14 protein-coding genes are annotated in these 15,599 nt (G+C 72.7%); 9 read left to right on the top strand and 5 right to left on the bottom strand.

Translation table 11 applies throughout. The features are described 5' to 3' along the window. Positions 1-94: 94 nt before the first annotated feature. Entirely contained in the window at positions 95-853 is a 759-nt protein-coding gene (locus ACFVS8_RS12370) for an SDR family oxidoreductase (protein WP_387062354.1), read from the bottom strand. Next, positions 850-1,935, bottom strand: coding sequence for a zinc-binding dehydrogenase (locus tag ACFVS8_RS12365; protein WP_387062352.1), 1,086 nt, complete (start codon positions 1,933-1,935; stop codon positions 850-852). Before ACFVS8_RS12365 ends, ACFVS8_RS12370 begins: the two co-directional genes overlap by 4 nt. A gap of 150 nt (positions 1,936-2,085) precedes the next feature. On the opposite strand from ACFVS8_RS12365, the gene ACFVS8_RS12360 reads away from it, so the two are divergent. Continuing rightward, positions 2,086-3,060 (top strand): aldo/keto reductase, encoded by a 975-nt coding sequence (locus ACFVS8_RS12360; RefSeq protein ID WP_387062349.1) that lies wholly within the window; start codon positions 2,086-2,088, stop codon positions 3,058-3,060. A gap of 22 nt (positions 3,061-3,082) precedes the next feature. On the opposite strand, the gene ACFVS8_RS12355 is transcribed toward ACFVS8_RS12360, so the two are convergent. Then, positions 3,083-3,901 carry a FadR/GntR family transcriptional regulator gene (locus ACFVS8_RS12355; protein WP_387062346.1) on the bottom strand — a complete coding sequence of 273 codons (819 nt, stop codon included), beginning with the start codon at positions 3,899-3,901 and terminating at the stop codon, positions 3,083-3,085. Positions 3,902-3,999: 98 nt separating this feature from the next. On the opposite strand from ACFVS8_RS12355, the gene ACFVS8_RS12350 reads away from it, so the two are divergent. The 6 genes from ACFVS8_RS12350 to ACFVS8_RS12325 all read left to right on the top strand — a co-directional run bounded on the left by ACFVS8_RS12350 (position 4,000) and on the right by ACFVS8_RS12325 (position 8,301). After that, complete coding sequence (locus tag ACFVS8_RS12350) at positions 4,000-4,887, top strand: amidohydrolase family protein (protein WP_387062343.1); 888 nt, start codon at positions 4,000-4,002, stop codon at positions 4,885-4,887. Positions 4,888-4,949: 62 nt separating this feature from the next. Next, complete coding sequence (locus ACFVS8_RS12345; RefSeq protein WP_387062340.1) at positions 4,950-5,810, top strand: fumarylacetoacetate hydrolase family protein; 861 nt, start codon at positions 4,950-4,952, stop codon at positions 5,808-5,810. Next, the gene (locus tag ACFVS8_RS12340; RefSeq protein WP_387062338.1) at positions 5,807-6,649 is read left to right on the top strand and encodes an SDR family NAD(P)-dependent oxidoreductase; all 843 of its coding nucleotides are present in this window, start codon (positions 5,807-5,809) and stop codon (positions 6,647-6,649) included. Before ACFVS8_RS12345 ends, ACFVS8_RS12340 begins: the two co-directional genes overlap by 4 nt. Next, positions 6,646-6,969, top strand: a complete 324-nt coding sequence (locus ACFVS8_RS12335; protein WP_387062336.1) for an L-rhamnose mutarotase — start codon at positions 6,646-6,648, stop codon at positions 6,967-6,969. Before ACFVS8_RS12340 ends, ACFVS8_RS12335 begins: the two co-directional genes overlap by 4 nt. A 32-nt stretch (positions 6,970-7,001) precedes the next feature. Continuing rightward, a complete protein-coding gene (locus ACFVS8_RS12330; protein ID WP_387062333.1) occupies positions 7,002-7,799 on the top strand; it encodes an alpha/beta fold hydrolase in 798 nt (265 codons plus the stop codon). A 91-nt stretch (positions 7,800-7,890) separates the two neighbouring features. Then, positions 7,891-8,301 carry a pyridoxamine 5'-phosphate oxidase family protein gene (locus ACFVS8_RS12325; RefSeq protein WP_387062331.1) on the top strand — a complete coding sequence of 137 codons (411 nt, stop codon included), beginning with the start codon at positions 7,891-7,893 and terminating at the stop codon, positions 8,299-8,301. An 83-nt stretch (positions 8,302-8,384) separates the two neighbouring features. On the opposite strand, the gene ACFVS8_RS12320 is transcribed toward ACFVS8_RS12325, so the two are convergent. After that, the gene (locus tag ACFVS8_RS12320; RefSeq protein WP_387062618.1) at positions 8,385-9,500 is read right to left on the bottom strand and encodes a DNA glycosylase AlkZ-like family protein; all 1,116 of its coding nucleotides are present in this window, start codon (positions 9,498-9,500) and stop codon (positions 8,385-8,387) included. A gap of 5 nt (positions 9,501-9,505) precedes the next feature. Further along, complete coding sequence (locus ACFVS8_RS12315; protein ID WP_387062328.1) at positions 9,506-10,882, bottom strand: FAD-binding oxidoreductase; 1,377 nt, start codon at positions 10,880-10,882, stop codon at positions 9,506-9,508. 226 nt (positions 10,883-11,108) lie between these two features. On the opposite strand from ACFVS8_RS12315, the gene ACFVS8_RS12310 reads away from it, so the two are divergent. Both ACFVS8_RS12310 and ACFVS8_RS12305 read left to right on the top strand, forming a co-directional pair. Beyond that, entirely contained in the window at positions 11,109-12,701 is a 1,593-nt protein-coding gene (locus ACFVS8_RS12310) for an ABC-F family ATP-binding cassette domain-containing protein (RefSeq protein ID WP_387062325.1), read from the top strand. A 137-nt stretch (positions 12,702-12,838) separates the two neighbouring features. Beyond that, entirely contained in the window at positions 12,839-15,595 is a 2,757-nt protein-coding gene (locus ACFVS8_RS12305) for an AAA family ATPase (protein ID WP_387062322.1), read from the top strand. The last annotated feature ends 4 nt before the right edge of the window (positions 15,596-15,599 follow it).

Genomic DNA, 15,599 nt, shown 5'->3' with positions numbered 1-15,599 from the left:
GGCGGGTGCTGCGCGGACGCGAATGGTCGCTCATGAGTCCGTGAAGCGACCATTCGCGTCCGCTCGAGCCGGTCGGGGGCGCCAGCGGACGGGCTCAGCGCCCGAGCCAGCCCCCGTCGACGGGCAGGATGACGCCCGACACGTAGTCGGATGCGGGCGCCGCGAGGAACACGGTCGCCCCGGCGAGGTCGTCGGGGCGACCCCAGCGACCGGCCGGGATGCGGCCGAGGATCGCCTGCGACCGGTCGGCGTCGGCGCGGAGGTTCGCGGTGTTGTCGGTCGCGATGTAGCCGGGCGCGATGGCGTTCACGGTCACGCCGCGCGAGGTCCACTCGTTGGCGAGCGCCTTCACGAGCCCTGCGATGCCCGACTTCGCGGCGGCGTAGCCGGGCACGTTGATGCCGCCCTGGAAGCTCAGCAGGCTCGCGGTGAAGATCACCTTGCCGTGCCCGCGTTCGAGCATGCCGTTGCCGACGGCCTGGGTGAGCACGAACTGGCTCGACAGGTTGATCTCGACGACGCGGTCCCACCAGTCGAGCGGATGCTCCGCGGCGGGCGCCCGTTCGATGGTGCCGGCGTTGTTCACGAGGATGTCGACGTCGCGGGCGCGCAGCTCGTCGCCGAGCGCGACGACGGCCTCCCGGTCGGCGAAGTCGACGGTGCGGGCCTCGAAGCGGCGCCCGTGGGCTTCGACGGCCGCGGCGATCGCGCTGCCCTCGGGTTCGAGCGTCGCGCTCACGCCGATGATGTCGGCGCCCGCGGCGGCGAGGGCCTCGGCCATCGCGAAGCCGATGCCGCGCTTCGCGCCGGTGACGACGGCGGTGGTGCCGGTGAGGTCGAACGAGACGCTCATGCGGAGACCGCCTGCGTTCCCGTGACGGATGCCGCGGCATCCGTCACCGCGTCCGCGCCGGGTTGCCCGGCCCGCACGTCGACGAGCACCTTCATGGCGCGGCCCGCCTCGAGGTCGTCGAACGCGGCGCGCGTCTCGGCGAGCGGCACGATGCCCGTGATGAGCACGTCGGCCGGGATGGTGCCGTCGGCGACGAGCTCGACCGCGCGCTCGAAGTCGGTGCGCTGGTAAACGCGCGCGCCGAGGATGCGCAGCTCCCGCCAGAACACCCGCTGGAGGTCGATCTCGCGGGGGGTGGGGTGGATCGCGACGACGACGAGCGTGCCGCGCACCTTCGCGAGCGAGGTCGCACCGAGCACGGCCTGGGCTGCGCCCGACACCTCGAACACGACGTCGGCGCCCGCGCCGCCCGTCCACTGCTCGACCCAGGCGACCTGGTCGGTCTCGCGAGGGTTGATGGTCGTGAAGCCGAGCCCCTCGATCTGCGCGCGGCGGTTGGCGTCGAGCTCGATGACGGCGACCTCGGCTCCGAAGGCTCGGGCGACGGTCGCGATGAGCACGCCGATGGGGCCGCCGCCGATCACGACGGCCTGCTCGCCGCCCGTGATCTCGGCGCGGCGCACGTCGTGCACGGCGACGGCGACGGGTTCGACGAGCGCGGCGGCGTCGAGCGCGATGCCGTCGGGCAGCCCGACGAGCACGTCGGCCGGCACGTTCCAGAACGCCTGGAGGGCGCCGGGGGAGTCGATGCCGATGAAGTCGAGGTTCTGGCAGATGTGCTCGTTGCCCGCGAGGCAGGCGGGGCACGTGCCGTCCCACGCGAGCGGCATGACCGTGACGGCCTGCCCGACCGCCCAGCCGTCGACGCCCTCGCCGAGCGCGTCGACGGTGCCGCTCATCTCGTGGCCGAACACGAGCGGCATCTGCACGCGGGCGTCCATGCTGCCGTGCAGGATGTGCAGGTCGGTGCCGCAGAGGCCGACGTAGGCGACGCGGATGCGCACCTGGCCGGGGGCGGGCGGCACGGCTGCGGCCTCGGTGATGGTGATGGTTCGGTCGCCCGTGTACGCGGCGGTCAGCATTGATCCTCCAGAGGGAATTCGGGCGTATTGAGCAGATCAATCACCCCGTATCCCGTTCAGTATGGCAGACAGATGGCGAGATCATTCGAAATCGTCTAACCTTTCATCGACGCCGTCACGCGTCGAAGCACAGACGCCTGGAGGAACTCGATGGAGAGTCGCACGCTGCGATCCGGACTTTCGCTGACCGGACTCGGATTCGGGGCGGCGCAGCTGGGCAACCTGGCCCGTGCGACCACCGACGACGAGGCGGCGGGCGCCGTCGCCGCGGCGTACGACCGCGGCATCCGGTACTTCGACACCGCCCCGCACTACGGACTCGGCCTGTCGGAGCGTCGCCTCGGCGCCGCGCTGGCGGCCCACCCGCGCGACGAGTTCGTGGTCTCGACCAAGGTCGGCCGCCTCATCGTGCCGAACGACGGGTGGGACGGCGTCGCTCGCGACGACGAGGGCTTCGACGTGCCCGCGAGCGAGCGGCGGCAGTACGACCTCAGCCGCGACGGCATCCGCCGCTCGATCGACGAGAGCCTCGAGCGGCTCGGCCTCGACCGCATCGACATCGCCTACCTGCACGACCCCGACGCCTACGGGCCCGAGGCGCACGCCACCGCGATCCCGGCGCTCATCGAGCTCCGCGACGAGGGCGTCGTGTCGGCCGTCGGTACCGGCATGAACCAGTCGGCCATGCCGACCGAGTTCGTGCTCAGCCACGACATCGACCTCGTCATGCTCGCCGGCCGCTACACGCTGCTCGAGCAGGGTGCGCTCGACGACCTGCTGCCTGCGGCCGCCGAACGCGGCGTCGGCATCGTCGCGGCGGGCGTCTACAACTCCGGCCTGCTCTCGCGCGACCGGCCGCCGGTCGACGCGCGCTACGACTACCTGCAGGCGCCGGCCGAGGTCATCGCGCGCGCGAACGCCATCGCCGACATCTGCGAGGAGTTCGGCGTGTCCCTGCCCGAGGCCGCGCTCGCGTTCGCGCTGCGGCATCCGTCGGTCGTGTCGGTCGTCGTCGGCATGCGCACGGCCGAACAGGTCGAGCAGACCCTCGAACGCCGGGCCGTCGACGTGCCCGACGCGCTCTGGGCGGCCCTCGTCGAACGCGGCCTGCTGCGCGATGCCTGAGCGGACGGTGCGCGCGGTGTCGTCAGGCTCCGGATGCCGCGGGCGCGCCGTCGGCGGCCTCGTCGGCCCCGCCGTCGAACTGGCTCGCCGTGAACTCCTCGACGCCCAGCACGTGCACCTGCATGCGGATGCGCGCCCGGTCGGGGTCCCGGGCCTCGAGCGCGGCGAGGATCGCACGGTGCTCGCGCTGGGTCGACTGCACCGCGTCGTGCTGGTGGATGGCGCGCCACATGCGGGCGCGGGCGGTGCGGCTCACGAGGGCGTCGATGATGGCCGCGAACGCGGGGTTGCCGCTCGCCGTGGCGATGATGCGGTGGAACTCGGTGTCGACGTCGATCGTGCCCTCGAGGTCGACGTCGTCGTCGCCGAGCAGCGCCTCGCCGTTGTCGAGCACGCTGCGGGCGGCGGCGAGTTCGTCGTCGGTGATGCGCAGCGCGGCGTGGGCGGCGGCCTCGGGCTCGAGCACGCGGCGCACGCCGAGCAGGTGCACGCTGTTCTCGGGGCTCTGGAGCTCGGCGAGCATGCCGAGCGGCTCGAACAGGCGCGCCGGGTCGAGCGAGGTCACGTAGGTGCCGTCGCCCTGACGGGTCTCGAGAATGCCCAGGATGACGAGCGCCCGCACGCCCTCGCGCAGCGGCCCGCGCGAGACGCCGAGGCGTGCGCCGAGCTCGCGCTCGATCGGCAGGCGCGACCCTGCGGTGAGCTCACCGCTCGTGATCATCTGACGGATCCCGTCGATCACGACCTGGGCTCGCGAGCGCGACGGCGTGTCGGCGGGGTCGGAATCCACGCTGTCGGATGCCTCGATGGCGCCGTCCTGCGCCGCGGTCTCGCTCGTCATGGGCACAGCCTAGGCGACTGCCGGCGTTCGCCCCGCGAATTCGTCAGATCAATGACCCGCCCGCGCCCCGCTGCGCGGCACGCCCGACAGGAGCGAGCATGACCGGCATCATCGACAGCCACCAGCACGTCTGGAACCTGGAGCGCGCCGAGTACGCGTGGCTCACGCCCGCGGCGGGGGTGCTGCACCGCACGATCGAGATGGACGAGGTGCTGCCCGAATTCGCCGCCGCGGGCGTCACGGGCACGGTGCTCGTGCAGTCGGCCGACAACGACGACGACACCGACCACATGTTCGAGGTCGCCGCGCGGTTCGACGCCACCGACGCGCCCGTCGTGCGGGGGGTCGTCGGGTACGTGCCGCTGCACGAACCTGCGCGTGCCGCCGAACGCCTCGCCGAACTGCAGCAACGGCCGCGGTTCTGCGGCGTGCGCAACCTCATCCACGACCGGCCCGATCCGCGCTGGCTGCGGCGCCCCGACGTCGACGAGACGCTCGGCCTGCTCGCCGCCGAGGGTGTGCCGTTCGACGTGGTCGGCGTGCTGCCCGAGCACCTCGAGGCCGTGCTCGAGATCTCGGCGCGGCATCCGGAGCTCGACATCGTGATCGACCACCTCAACAAGCCGCCGATCGGCGCCGACGACGCGTTCGGCACGGGCGCCTGGCAGCCGTGGACCTCGCTCATCGCCGAGGTCGCCGAGAACCCGCGCGTGCACGCCAAGCTCTCGGGCCTCTACTCGGGCGTCGGCGACCCCGCGAGCTGGACCGTCGACACCGTGCGCCCCGTGTTCGAGCATGCGCTCGCCGTGTTCGGCGCCGACCGCCTCATGTACGGCGGCGACTGGCCCGTGTCGCTCATCGCCGGCGGCTACACGCGCGTGTGGCAGGGCATCTCTGCCCTCTTCGGCGAGCTCGGCGACGCGGAACGCGCCGACATCCTCTCGGGCACCGCAAGCCGCTTCTACTCGCTCGACGACCGGGCCTGACGGCGCCCCGGCCCACTCCCGCTCGACCTCAGCACCGCACTTCCCAGATCGAAAGGCATCCCATGACCCAGTTCACCCTCGCCAGGCTCGGCGACGCCGGCACCGAGATCCCCGTCGTGCGCGTCGGCGACCGCACGCTCGACGCCCGCCCGATCACGGCCGACTTCGACGGTGCGTTCCTCGCCGCCGACGGCATCGCCCGCATCGAGTCGGCGCTCGGCGAGCTGCCCGAGCTCGACGCCGCCGAGGTCGCCGGCCTCCGGATCGGCGCCCCGATCCCCGCGCCCGGCAAGGTCGTCTGCATCGGCCTCAACTACCGCGACCACGCCGAGGAGACGGGTGCCGCGCTGCCCGCCGAGCCCGTGGTCTTCATGAAGGACCCGTCGACGGTGGTCGGCCCGTTCGACGACGTGCTCATTCCGCGGGGATCGGTGAAGACCGACTGGGAGGTCGAGCTCGGCGTCGTCATCGGCAGCACCGCCCGTTACCTCGCCTCGCCCGACGAGGCGCTCGCGCACGTCGCCGGCTACGCCGTGTCGCACGACGTGTCGGAGCGCGAGTTCCAGCTCGAGCGCGGCGGCCAGTGGGACAAGGGCAAGAGCTGCGAGACCTTCAACCCGCTCGGGCCCGTGCTCGTGCCGGCCGCCGATGTGCCCGACCCGCAGGCGCTCGGGCTGCGCCTCTCGGTGAACGGCGTCGAGCGGCAGAACGGGTCGACCGAGAACATGCTCTTCTCGGTCGCGCACGTCATCTGGTACCTCAGCCAGTTCATGGTGCTCCGCCCGGGCGACCTCATCAACACCGGCACCCCGGCGGGCGTCGCGCTCGGCCTCGATGGCAACCCCTACCTTCGCGCCGGCGACGTGGTCGACCTCGAGATCGACGGCCTCGGCCGCGCGACCCAGAAGCTGGTGCAGGCATGAGCGGCGCGGCCGGCGCCGGCCGCGGCAGCGCGGGCTCGGCCACCGGCGAGTTCGACGGACTCGTCGCGATCGTCACGGGCGGGGCCTCGGGCATCGGCCTCGCGACCGCGCGGACCCTCGCCGCCCGCGGCGCGACGGTCGCCGTGCTCGACCGCGCGCTCGACGGGCTCGACGCCCCCGACGCGCGCGACCCCGAGCGCACCGTCGGGGCCGGGCTCACCGGCTTCGTCGCCGACGTCACCGACCGCGCCTCGATCGAGGCCGCGGTCGCCTCGGTCGCCGACCGCTTCGGCGGCATCGACATCGTCGTGAACAACGCGGGCATCAGCGCCGTCGGCACCGTCGAGGAGAACGACGACGCCGAGTGGGCTCGCGTGCTCGACGTCAACGTCATCGGCATGGCCCGGGTCACGAGCAGCGCGCTGCCGTGGCTGCGACGGTCGAACGCGGCATCCGTCGTCAACGTCTGCTCGATCGCCGCCCTCAACGGCCTGCCGCAGCGCGCGCTCTACTCGGCCTCGAAGGGCGCCGTGCTCGCGCTCACCTACGCGATGGCGACCGACCACGTCGCCGAGGGCGTGCGCGTCAACTGCGTGTGCCCGGGCACCGTGTACACCCCCTTCGTCGAGCGGATGCTGGCCGGCTTCGCCGACCCCGTCGCCGAACGAGCGGCCCTCGACGCGCGCCAGGCCACCGGCCGCATGGTCGAGCCCGTCGAGGTGGCGGCGGCCATCGCGTACCTCGCGAGCCCGCTCGCGGTGTCGACCACGGGCACCGCGCTCGACGTCGACGGCGGCGTCTCGCACCTGCGCCCGCGCCCGGCCGGAGCCCGCTCGTGAAGCGCCTCGCCTCGGTCATCGGCATGCCCGCCGAGAACCGGGAGGAGTACGAGCGCCTGCACGCCGACGTCTGGCCGGCCGTGCTCGAGCGCCTCACCGCGAGCAACATCCGCAACTACTCGATCTACCGGCACGGCGAGGTGCTCTTCGCCTACATGGAGTACCACGGCGACGACCTCGAGGCCGACATGGCCGCCATCGCGGCCGACCCCGAGACGCAGCGCTGGTGGTCGGTGTGCGAGCCGCTGCAGCGGCCGTTCGCCGAGCGCGCCGAGGGCGAGCGGTGGATGGAGATCCCCGAGATCTTCCACCTCGACTGATCGGATGCGGCGCGGCGCGGCATGATGGCAGCATGAGCCCCGACATCCCCGGCATGACCGACATGCCGTCGCCGCAGTTCGTGATGAGCACGAACGGGCGCCGCATCGCGACGTACACGTGGGGCGACGACGACGCGTCGACCGTGCTGCTCGTGCACGGGTTCGCGTCGAACGCGCGCGACAACTGGGTGATCACGGGCTGGGTGCGCGATCTCACGCGCGCCGGGTACCGCGTGCTCGCGATCGACCAGCGCGGCCACGGGGCGAGCGACAAGCCGCACCTCGACCTCGCCTACGCCATGGACCTCTTCATCGAAGACGTCGTGACCGTGCTCGACACGTACCTGCTCGAGAGCGTGCACTACGTCGGGTACTCGCTCGGCGCACGCGTCGGCTGGCAGGTCGCGGTGGCGCATCCGGAGCGGGTCGATCGGGCGGTGCTCGGCGGGATCCCCGACGGGCGCCCGCTCGCCCGACTGCAGATCGACCAGGCCCGCGCCTACCTCGAGCACGGCACGCACGTCGACGACCCGGTCACGCGCAACTACGTGATGCTCACCGAGCGCGTGCCGGGCAACGACCTCGGTGCGCTCATCGCCCTCGCCGAGGGCATGCGACTGGGCGATGCCGATCCCGATGTCGCCAACCCGCCCCGACAGCCCGTGCTCTTCGCCACGGGCACCGAAGACGCGATCCTCGAGCGTTCGCGGATGCTCGCCGCGGCGACCCCGGGCAGCACCTTCCTCGAGCTGCCGAGGCGACACCACTTCAACGCGCCGGTCTCGCGGGAGTTCCGCCACGGCGCGATCGCGTTCCTCGACGAGGCCTGAGTTCCCTGCGACGCCTCCGCCATGCCCGTGGGGGCCGTGAGGATGCTCGGAATCCCGTGCCGACCGGCACCTGCAGGATTAGCCTCGGAGCATGAGCGACACCGCCGAAGATCGCACTCCCACCCGTCACCTCGACGCTGCCGAATGCTGGCGCCGTATCGCCGCGGCCCCGTTCGGCCGGGTCGCCGCCGCGGCGGGCGGTGACGTCGATATCTTCCCCGTGAACCACAAGGTCGATGGGGAGACGATCGTGTTCCGCACGTCGGCCGGCACGAAGCTGCTCGAGCTCACGATCCACGACCGGGTCGCGTTCCAGGTCGACGGCTACGACGACACGACGGCGTTCAGCGTGGTCGCCAAGGGCGCCGCGCACGAGTTCGACCATGCACAGGACATCGCCGAGGCCGAAAGACTCGGCATCGCCCCGTGGGCGCCCGAAGAGAAGGATCGCTGGGTGCGCATCGTCGTGACCGAGGTGCACGGGCGCGAATTCGACCGGTGACCCGCTCACGCCGGGTGCGGCCCGAGCTCAGCGAGTGATCGCCCGGTTTCCGCGGAAGAGGCCGTCGGGGTCGACGCCGCCCTTCACCACTGCGAGCCGCCCGACCCCAGGCGGAGCTCGAGCTGCAGCCACTCGGCCAGGTCGCGGATCTCGGCGTCGACGGCGGCGCGCGTCGGGCGATCGAACGGCTCGTCTTCATGGAGGGCGTGCACGGTGAACGTGCCGGCCTTGCGGTCGGCGCGGGCGTCGAGCTTGCCCACGAGCCGGTCGCCGTGCAGGATCGGCAGCGCGAAGTACCCCCACCGGCGCTTCGCCTCGGGCTTGTACATCTCGAGCGTGTACTCGAAGTCGAAGAGCTGCTGCGTCTTCACGCGGTCGTAGACCAGGCGGTCGAACGGGGAGAGCAGGGCGGTGCGGCCGCTGAAGCCCGCTCGCACCGCGTCGAGCGCGGCGGGGTCGACCCGCCACTCGCCTGGCACGCCCTCGACCTCGGCGGGCTCGCCGGCCGCCCCGACGTCGACGGGTTCGAGCGGCATCTTCGTGGACTTCGCCCTCGCGATGCCGAGCGCGGTGAGCCGTCGGCCGTTGCGCTCGGAGGTCGCCTGCTCGAGCGTGAGCACCGGCGGCTCGTCGAACGACGGATGGATCCGGCCGGCGATCGTGAAGAGCCGTTCGCGCCCGCGCCGACCCCAGATCGCGATCTCGCCCTGCATGGCGAGGCATTCGAGCATGCGGCTCACGTTGCGGTCGCCGGTCCACCCGGTCGACTGCCACGGCACCGCGCTGGTGTCGTCGAGGTCGCGCGAGGCGAGCGGCTCGGGCGAGTCCTCGAATCGGTTCAGGATGTCGCGCCGGAACGCCGCGTTCTGCTCGAGCCAGTCGCGGGCCCTGGGCCACGTCGGCCACTCGGCCATCTCGGCCCGGAAGAGCGGCAGGTCTTCGATCGGTCGCACGAGCGCGTCGAACTCGAACAGCGTGCGGTCGCGCTCGACCGCCTGCACCAGGTCGGCGGGCGAGTACGTCGAACCGAGCCGGCTCCACGCGACGAGGTCGGCGTTCGGCGCGACCGCGGCGGTCGGGTCGACCTGCAGCAGGGTGAGGTGGCGCACTATGCCCACCAGCTCGACCGGACGCTCGGCGGTGAGCAGCTGGGCGTGCACCGCAACGCGTCGCGCGGTCGCCCGATCGAGGTAGTGCACGCCGGTCAACCCGAGATCGCCCGGTTGCCGCGGAAGAGGCCGCCGGGGTCGACGCTGCCCTTCACGGCCGCCAGGCGTTCGAGTGCCTCCGGGCGGTAGGCGAGCGCGAGCGGGCCCGGGCCGAGCATCGACGGGATGCCCCCGCCGCCCGGGTGCCTGGCCGCGAGGTCGCGGAGCGGCTGCAGCGCCGCCTCGGGGTCGACGCCGGGGCCGGCGAGCAGCACGCCGGTGTTCAGCACGAGCGGGGCCGAGACCGCCCCGACCGCCGCGAGGTCGGCGCCCAGCGCGTCGGCCGTCGCCCCGCCCACGGGGCGCATGCCCGCGCGCGTGAGTCCGTGCGAGGCTCCGGCCAGGAACGCCTCGACGAACTCGGCGACGAAGGCGTCGTCGTCGCTGCCGAGCGACGCCCCGAAGTCGGCCGTCGGCATGGGGTCGGTGGGTTCGGCCGCGACCGCCGCGAGCTCGCCGATCGTGAACGGGGTGAGGGCGTTCGCGATGGGTTCGGCGACGGCCAGCACTCGGTCGGCGTAGCCGCGCCCTGTCGCTTCGTCGCCGACGTGCACGAGGCTCACCGTGGCGACCGTGCGGCCGCGCAGGTGCGGCGGCATGACCGGCAGGTCGGGGAACTGCATCATGCCGACGTCGAGCCCCAGGTCGGGCACGTCGCGGCCGAGCGCGAGCGCCGCCGCGATGACGAGCTTCGCGTGCTCCGCGTCGAACACGAGGCCGCCGCCGAACAGCGCCTCGCCGGGGAACAGTTCGAGCTCGATCGCGGTGATGACGCCGAAGCCGGCTGCGCCGCCGCCGCGCAGCGCCCAGATCAGCTCGCGGCCCTGTTCGTCGTCGTCGTCGAGGCCAGTGACACGGCGCACGGCGCCCGACGCGTCGACCAGTTCGAGGGCCGCGATCGACCGGGCGGTGAGGCCGTGGAGCCGGCTGAACATCGAGTGCCCGCCGTTGATCGCGAGACCCACGACGTTGACCTCGGGGTTCGAGCCCGCCAGGCCGATGAGGCCGGAGCCCTCGAGCGCCTGCAGCGCGGCGCCCCAGTTGACGCCGGCTCCGACGCGGAGCACCCGTGCCGGCACGTCGACCGAGACCTCGTCGAACGCCGTCGGGCGCACGAGCACCACGCCGTCGAGGTCGCCTGCGGCGCCGTGTCCGTTCGGCTGGGTCGTCACGCCCAGCCCGGCCTCGGCGGCGGCGAGGACGATCGCCTGCACGTCGGCGACGTCGGCCGGGAAGGCGACCGCGGCCGGCCGTTGCTCCACCGCGAGGTTCCACGGCGACCGTGCGGCGTCGTAGTCGGCGTCGTCTGGGAGCAGCAGCCTGCCCGTGAGGCGCGAACGGAGTGCTTCGAGTGCGGTCGTGGCGTCGGTCATCGGTGGAGCCCCTCTCATCCCGCGCACACGTTACTCGCGGCATCCGACATCGTCACGGGTGGGCTCGACGAGGCCACGGGCGGGCCAAGGCGCGAACTCGCGCGCGGACCCATGGGCTAACCCGCGGCGAACCCACGGTCGGAGCCGCGTACGCTGTGTCAGCCAGCAGTTCCGGCACGCGGCATCCGCTCGGCTGCCCTCGAACGTGCCAGTCGAGAGGACCCCCGTGAGCCTGATCCGCCTGAACGACGTCGCCATCGAGTTCGACGGACGACCCGTGCTGAAGGAGGCGTTCCTGAAGCTCAAGCAGGGCGACCGGGTCGGCCTGATCGGCAAGAACGGCACCGGCAAGTCGAGCCTGCTCGAGGTCGTGCTCGGTCGCCGCGAACCCACGAGCGGCACGCGCGACGTCACGCTCGGCACGACCATCGGGTACTTCTCGCAGTTCTCCGAGCTCGACGGCGAGCAGAGCGTGCAGCAGATCCTGAGCGGGCACTTCGCCGACGTGCACGAGACGCAGGCCCGCATCGACGAGATCGGCCTGGCGCTCGCCGAGCCCATGTCCGACGACGAGATGACGCGGCTGCTGACCGAGCAGGGCGAGCTGTTCGAGCGCATGGACCACATCGGCGGCTGGACCTACGAGACCACCATCGACACCGTGCTCACGCGGCTCGGCTTCGACGACGAGCGTCGCGCGCTGCCGGTCGAGCGGCTGTCGGGCGGATGGCGCAACCGGGCCGCGCTCGCGCAGATCCTGGTGCAGGCGCCCGACGTGCTGCTGCTCGACGAGCCCACCAACTTCCTCGACCTCGACGGCGTCAAGTGGATCGAGAACTGGCTGCAGGGCTTCGCGGGCGCCGTGCTCGTGGTGAGCCACGACCGGCAGTTCCTCGACGGCGTGGTCGACCGCATCATCGAGATCGAGAACTACCGCCTCCAGGAGTACGAGGGCGACTACTCGGCCTACGTGCACGCCAAGCAGTCGCGGCTGAAGATGCTCGAGAAGCAGTTCGCCCATGAGGAGGAGCTGCTCGCCTACGAGCAGGCCGCCTCGGCGGCCCGGCGCGAGGCCGCCCGCAACCCGGCCAACGCGGTCGCGCGCCGCCTCGCCGACATCAAGAAGCGCCAGGCGCCGCGCCCGATCGACCAGATCATCACGGGCATCTACGACGGCCTGCGGGTCAGCAACGACCTGCTCACGGTGACGAACCTCACCAAGGGGTTCGGCGGCGCGCCGCTCTTCGAGAACGTCTCGTTCGACCTGAAGCGCGGCGACCGCGTGGCCGTGCTCGGCTCGAACGGCTCGGGCAAGTCGACGCTGCTCGACGTGCTCACGGAGGAGACCGAGGCGGATGCCGGCAGCGTGCGCTGGGCGAAGGGCGCCAGGTACGTCTCGTACAACCGGGTCTACGCCGAGCTGGATCTCACCGACACCGTCGGCCATGCCGTGAACGCCTACCCCGACTCGCTCGCCTTCACCGCGACGAAGAAGTCGGTGAACCGCTTCCTCGCGATGCTGCAGTTCTCCGAGGCCGACCTGCAGCAGAAGATCGGCACCCTCTCGGGCGGGCAGCGGGCGCGCGTCGCGATCGCGCAGTGCCTGCTCTCCGGCGCGGCCGTCATCGTGCTCGACGAGCCGACCAACCACCTCGACATCACGTCGACCCAGGTCATGGAGCGCGCGCTCACGCACTTCCCGGGCGCCGTCATCGTCGTGTCGCACGACCGCTTCTTCGTCGACAAGCTCGCCGACCGCCTGCTGGTGTTCGAGAGCGCCGGCGTCGTGCGCGAGACGCCGGCGACCGGGGCGCTGTAGCCGGTCTCCGAAATGTCGCGATGAGCGACGGATGCCGCGGCGCGCCGCCCGTGCACGACGGCGTGTTCGCGGCATCCGGTGACATTCGGGACGTCCGCCGAATCCGCCGTGGCGCTCCGTGAGAGCGCTCCACTACGGTGGGCAGCATCGACACGCCACCGCCCGCGCTCCTCGGCCGTGCCGGCGAGCGTGAGCGTCTCGCCGAGCTGGTCGGCTCGGCGCGCAACGGGCGAGGGTCGGCGCTGCTGATCCGCGGTGAGCCGGGCATCGGCAAGACGGCGCTGCTCGAGGCGGCCACGCGCGAGGTCGTCGGAGTCCGCGTCGTGCGCGCGCACGGCTTCGAGGCCGAGCAGGCGATGCCCTATGCCGCGCTGCAGCGGCTCGGCGCCCCGTTCACCGACCTCGTGGTGAGCCTTCCGCCCCGCCAGGCCGCAGCCCTGCGCATCGCCGCGGGCGTCGACGACGGCCCGCCGCCCGACCGCTACCTCGTGGGGCTCGGCATGCTGTCGCTGCTCGCGGCCGCAGCCGAGCGACAGCCGCTGGTCTGCGTGATCGACGATGCGCACCTCGTCGACGCGGAGTCGCTCGAGGTGCTCGCGTTCGTGGGTCGCCGGCTCGAGGCGGAGTCGGTCGCGCTGCTGCTGGCGTCGCGTCCCGACGGCCGGGTCGAGGTCACGGCGGCGGGCGTGGCCGTGCTCGAGCTCGGCGGCCTCGACGGACACGACGCGGTGCAGCTGCTCAATCGCTCGGCGGCCGAACCGGTCGATCCGTTCGTCGCGACGCGGTTCGCCGAGGAGACCGGTGGCAACCCGCTCGCCCTCATCGACCTGGCGACCGAGTTCACCGCGCAGCAGCTCACCGACTCGTCGCTGGGGCTCGGGCCGGTGCCGATCGGCCTTCGGCTCGAGTCCACGTACCTGCGCGCGGTCGAGGCGCTGCCGGCGGAGACCCGTCGCTGGCTCGGCATCGCGGCGGCCGAATCCACCGGTCGGGCCGAACTCATCGACGAGGCGGCCGAACGCCTCGGCTCGCCGGCGGATGCCGCGGCGCCGGCCGAGCGGGCGGGACTCGCGTCGGTGCGGGAACGCGTGCGGTTCAGGCACCCGCTCGTGCGCGCCGCGGTCTACAACGCGATGCCCGCCGCCGAGCGGCGCGAGGTGCACGCGGTGCTGCGCGAAGTCGCCGACGAGCACGGTCGCCCCGACCTCGCGGTCTGGCACGCGGCGGCGGCCGTGGCGGGTGTCGACGACGAGGTGGCCGACCGCATGGAACGGGCAGCGGATGCCGCGGGCGGCCGCGGCGGCACCGCCTCGCGCGCGCGACTGCTCACCGGGGCCGCCGACCTCACGACGCCCGGCCCCCTTCGCGACGCCAGGCTCATGGCTGCGGCCGAGGCCGCGGCATCGGCCGGTGCCGCCCAGCTCGCGCTCGAGCTCCTCGACCGCATCGACCAGGCGACCGCCGACCCGGTCACCGAGGGCCGCCTGCTCATGCTTCGTTCGATGCTCGCATTGTTCGTCGCCGACGCAGACGGGGTGCTGGGCGGCACGGCGAACCTGCTCCGTGCCGCCGAGCTCTTCCACGGTCTGGCACCCGAACTCGAGCAGCGTGCCCTCGTGCGGGCGTTCGAGGTCGAGCTGACCGCCGAATGGGCGGTCAGAGGGGCCACGTTGTCCGAACTCGGCGAACGGCTCGCGGCCGGCGCCGGGGTCGTCGATGGCCCGAGATCGATCGCGTTGCGCGGGCTCGCGGCGCACATCCTGTTGCCGTACGAGGAGGCCGTGCCGCCCATGCGCGAGGCCGTCGACATGCTGCTCGCCTCCGCCGACGACCAGCTGCTCGACCTCGGGTACTTCGGCATCGCGTTGACGATGGGGCTCTGGGACGAACAGGCCTGCGTCGACCTGCTCGAGCGCACTGCGGCCGCCGCCCGCGACGCGGGCAACCTGCGTGTGCTCGACACGACGCTGTGGCTGCTCGGCGAGATCGAGCTCGTGCGCGGCGACCCCGCGGCATCCGCCCGCTACGTCGACGAGGTGCGCGAGCTCCGTCGCGCCATCGGCTACGACGCCGAGCAGGTCGTGAACGCGGCGGTGCTGGCGTGGACCGGTGCGCCCGTCGAAGTGGTCGAGCAGGTCGCGCAGGGCACGCTGGAGAGCGGATTCGTCGGGGCGCACACGATCGCCATGACCGGGCTCAGCACGCGCGACCTCGCCGACGGGCGAGCGGATGCCGCCTACGCCCGACTCGCGCCGATGGTCGCCCGGGACTTCCTGCAGGTCACGTACCAGCAGCTGCCCGAGCTCGTCGAGGCGGGAGCGCGCAGCGGTCGTGGCGACGATCCCGCGGTGCGCGACGCGGCTGCCCGGCTCGCGCGGTACGCCGGGGTGAGCGGCACGCCGTGGATCCGAGGCGTCGCGGCCCGCGCCGCGGCGCTGCTCGCGAGCGACGACGACGCCGAGACCCTCTACCGAGCGGCGATCGGGCACCTCGCTGCGACCGGGGCTCGGGGCGAGCTCGGGCGTGGGCACCTGGTCTACGGCGAGTGGCTGCGCCGCGTGCGGCGTCGACGCGACGCCCGCGAGCAGCTGCGCCTCGCGCTCTCGATCTTCGAACGCGTCGCGGCGCCCGCGTTCGCCGCACGCGCCCGTCGCGAGCTCGAGGCCACGGGGGAGCACGTCGTCGCCCACGCGCCGGGCGAGTCGACCGCCGACGCGCTCACCCCGCAGGAGGCGACGGTCGCCCGGCTCGCGTCGGCCGGCCGCACGAATGCCGAGATCGGAGCCGAGCTGTTCATCAGCGCGAACACGGTCGACTACCACCTACGCAAGGTGTTCCGGAAGCTCGGCATCACGTCGAGGCGACAGCTCGCGGAGCGCTACCCCGCAGGCTGATCCT

This window comes from Agromyces sp. NPDC058110, assembly GCF_042884735.1.
Taxonomy (GTDB): Bacteria; Actinomycetota; Actinomycetes; order Actinomycetales; family Microbacteriaceae; genus Agromyces.
Note: the sequence above shows the minus strand (reverse complement) of the source record. Positions and strands in the feature narration are given on the sequence as shown.

What these genes read in the sequence shown, in the direction of transcription:
- ACFVS8_RS12370 (WP_387062354.1), bottom strand. Translation starts at nt 853, where the DNA reads ATGAGCGTCTCGTTCGACCTCACCGGCACCACCGCCGTCGTCACCGGC.
- ACFVS8_RS12365 (WP_387062352.1), bottom strand. Translation starts at nt 1,935, where the DNA reads ATGCTGACCGCCGCGTACACGGGCGACCGAACCATCACCATCACCGAG.
- ACFVS8_RS12360 (WP_387062349.1), top strand. Translation starts at nt 2,086, where the DNA reads ATGGAGAGTCGCACGCTGCGATCCGGACTTTCGCTGACCGGACTCGGA.
- ACFVS8_RS12355 (WP_387062346.1), bottom strand. Translation starts at nt 3,901, where the DNA reads ATGACGAGCGAGACCGCGGCGCAGGACGGCGCCATCGAGGCATCCGAC.
- ACFVS8_RS12350 (WP_387062343.1), top strand. Translation starts at nt 4,000, where the DNA reads ATGACCGGCATCATCGACAGCCACCAGCACGTCTGGAACCTGGAGCGC.
- ACFVS8_RS12345 (WP_387062340.1), top strand. Translation starts at nt 4,950, where the DNA reads ATGACCCAGTTCACCCTCGCCAGGCTCGGCGACGCCGGCACCGAGATC.
- ACFVS8_RS12340 (WP_387062338.1), top strand. Translation starts at nt 5,807, where the DNA reads ATGAGCGGCGCGGCCGGCGCCGGCCGCGGCAGCGCGGGCTCGGCCACC.
- ACFVS8_RS12330 (WP_387062333.1), top strand. Translation starts at nt 7,002, where the DNA reads ATGAGCCCCGACATCCCCGGCATGACCGACATGCCGTCGCCGCAGTTC.
- ACFVS8_RS12325 (WP_387062331.1), top strand. Translation starts at nt 7,891, where the DNA reads ATGAGCGACACCGCCGAAGATCGCACTCCCACCCGTCACCTCGACGCT.
- ACFVS8_RS12315 (WP_387062328.1), bottom strand. Translation starts at nt 10,882, where the DNA reads ATGACCGACGCCACGACCGCACTCGAAGCACTCCGTTCGCGCCTCACG.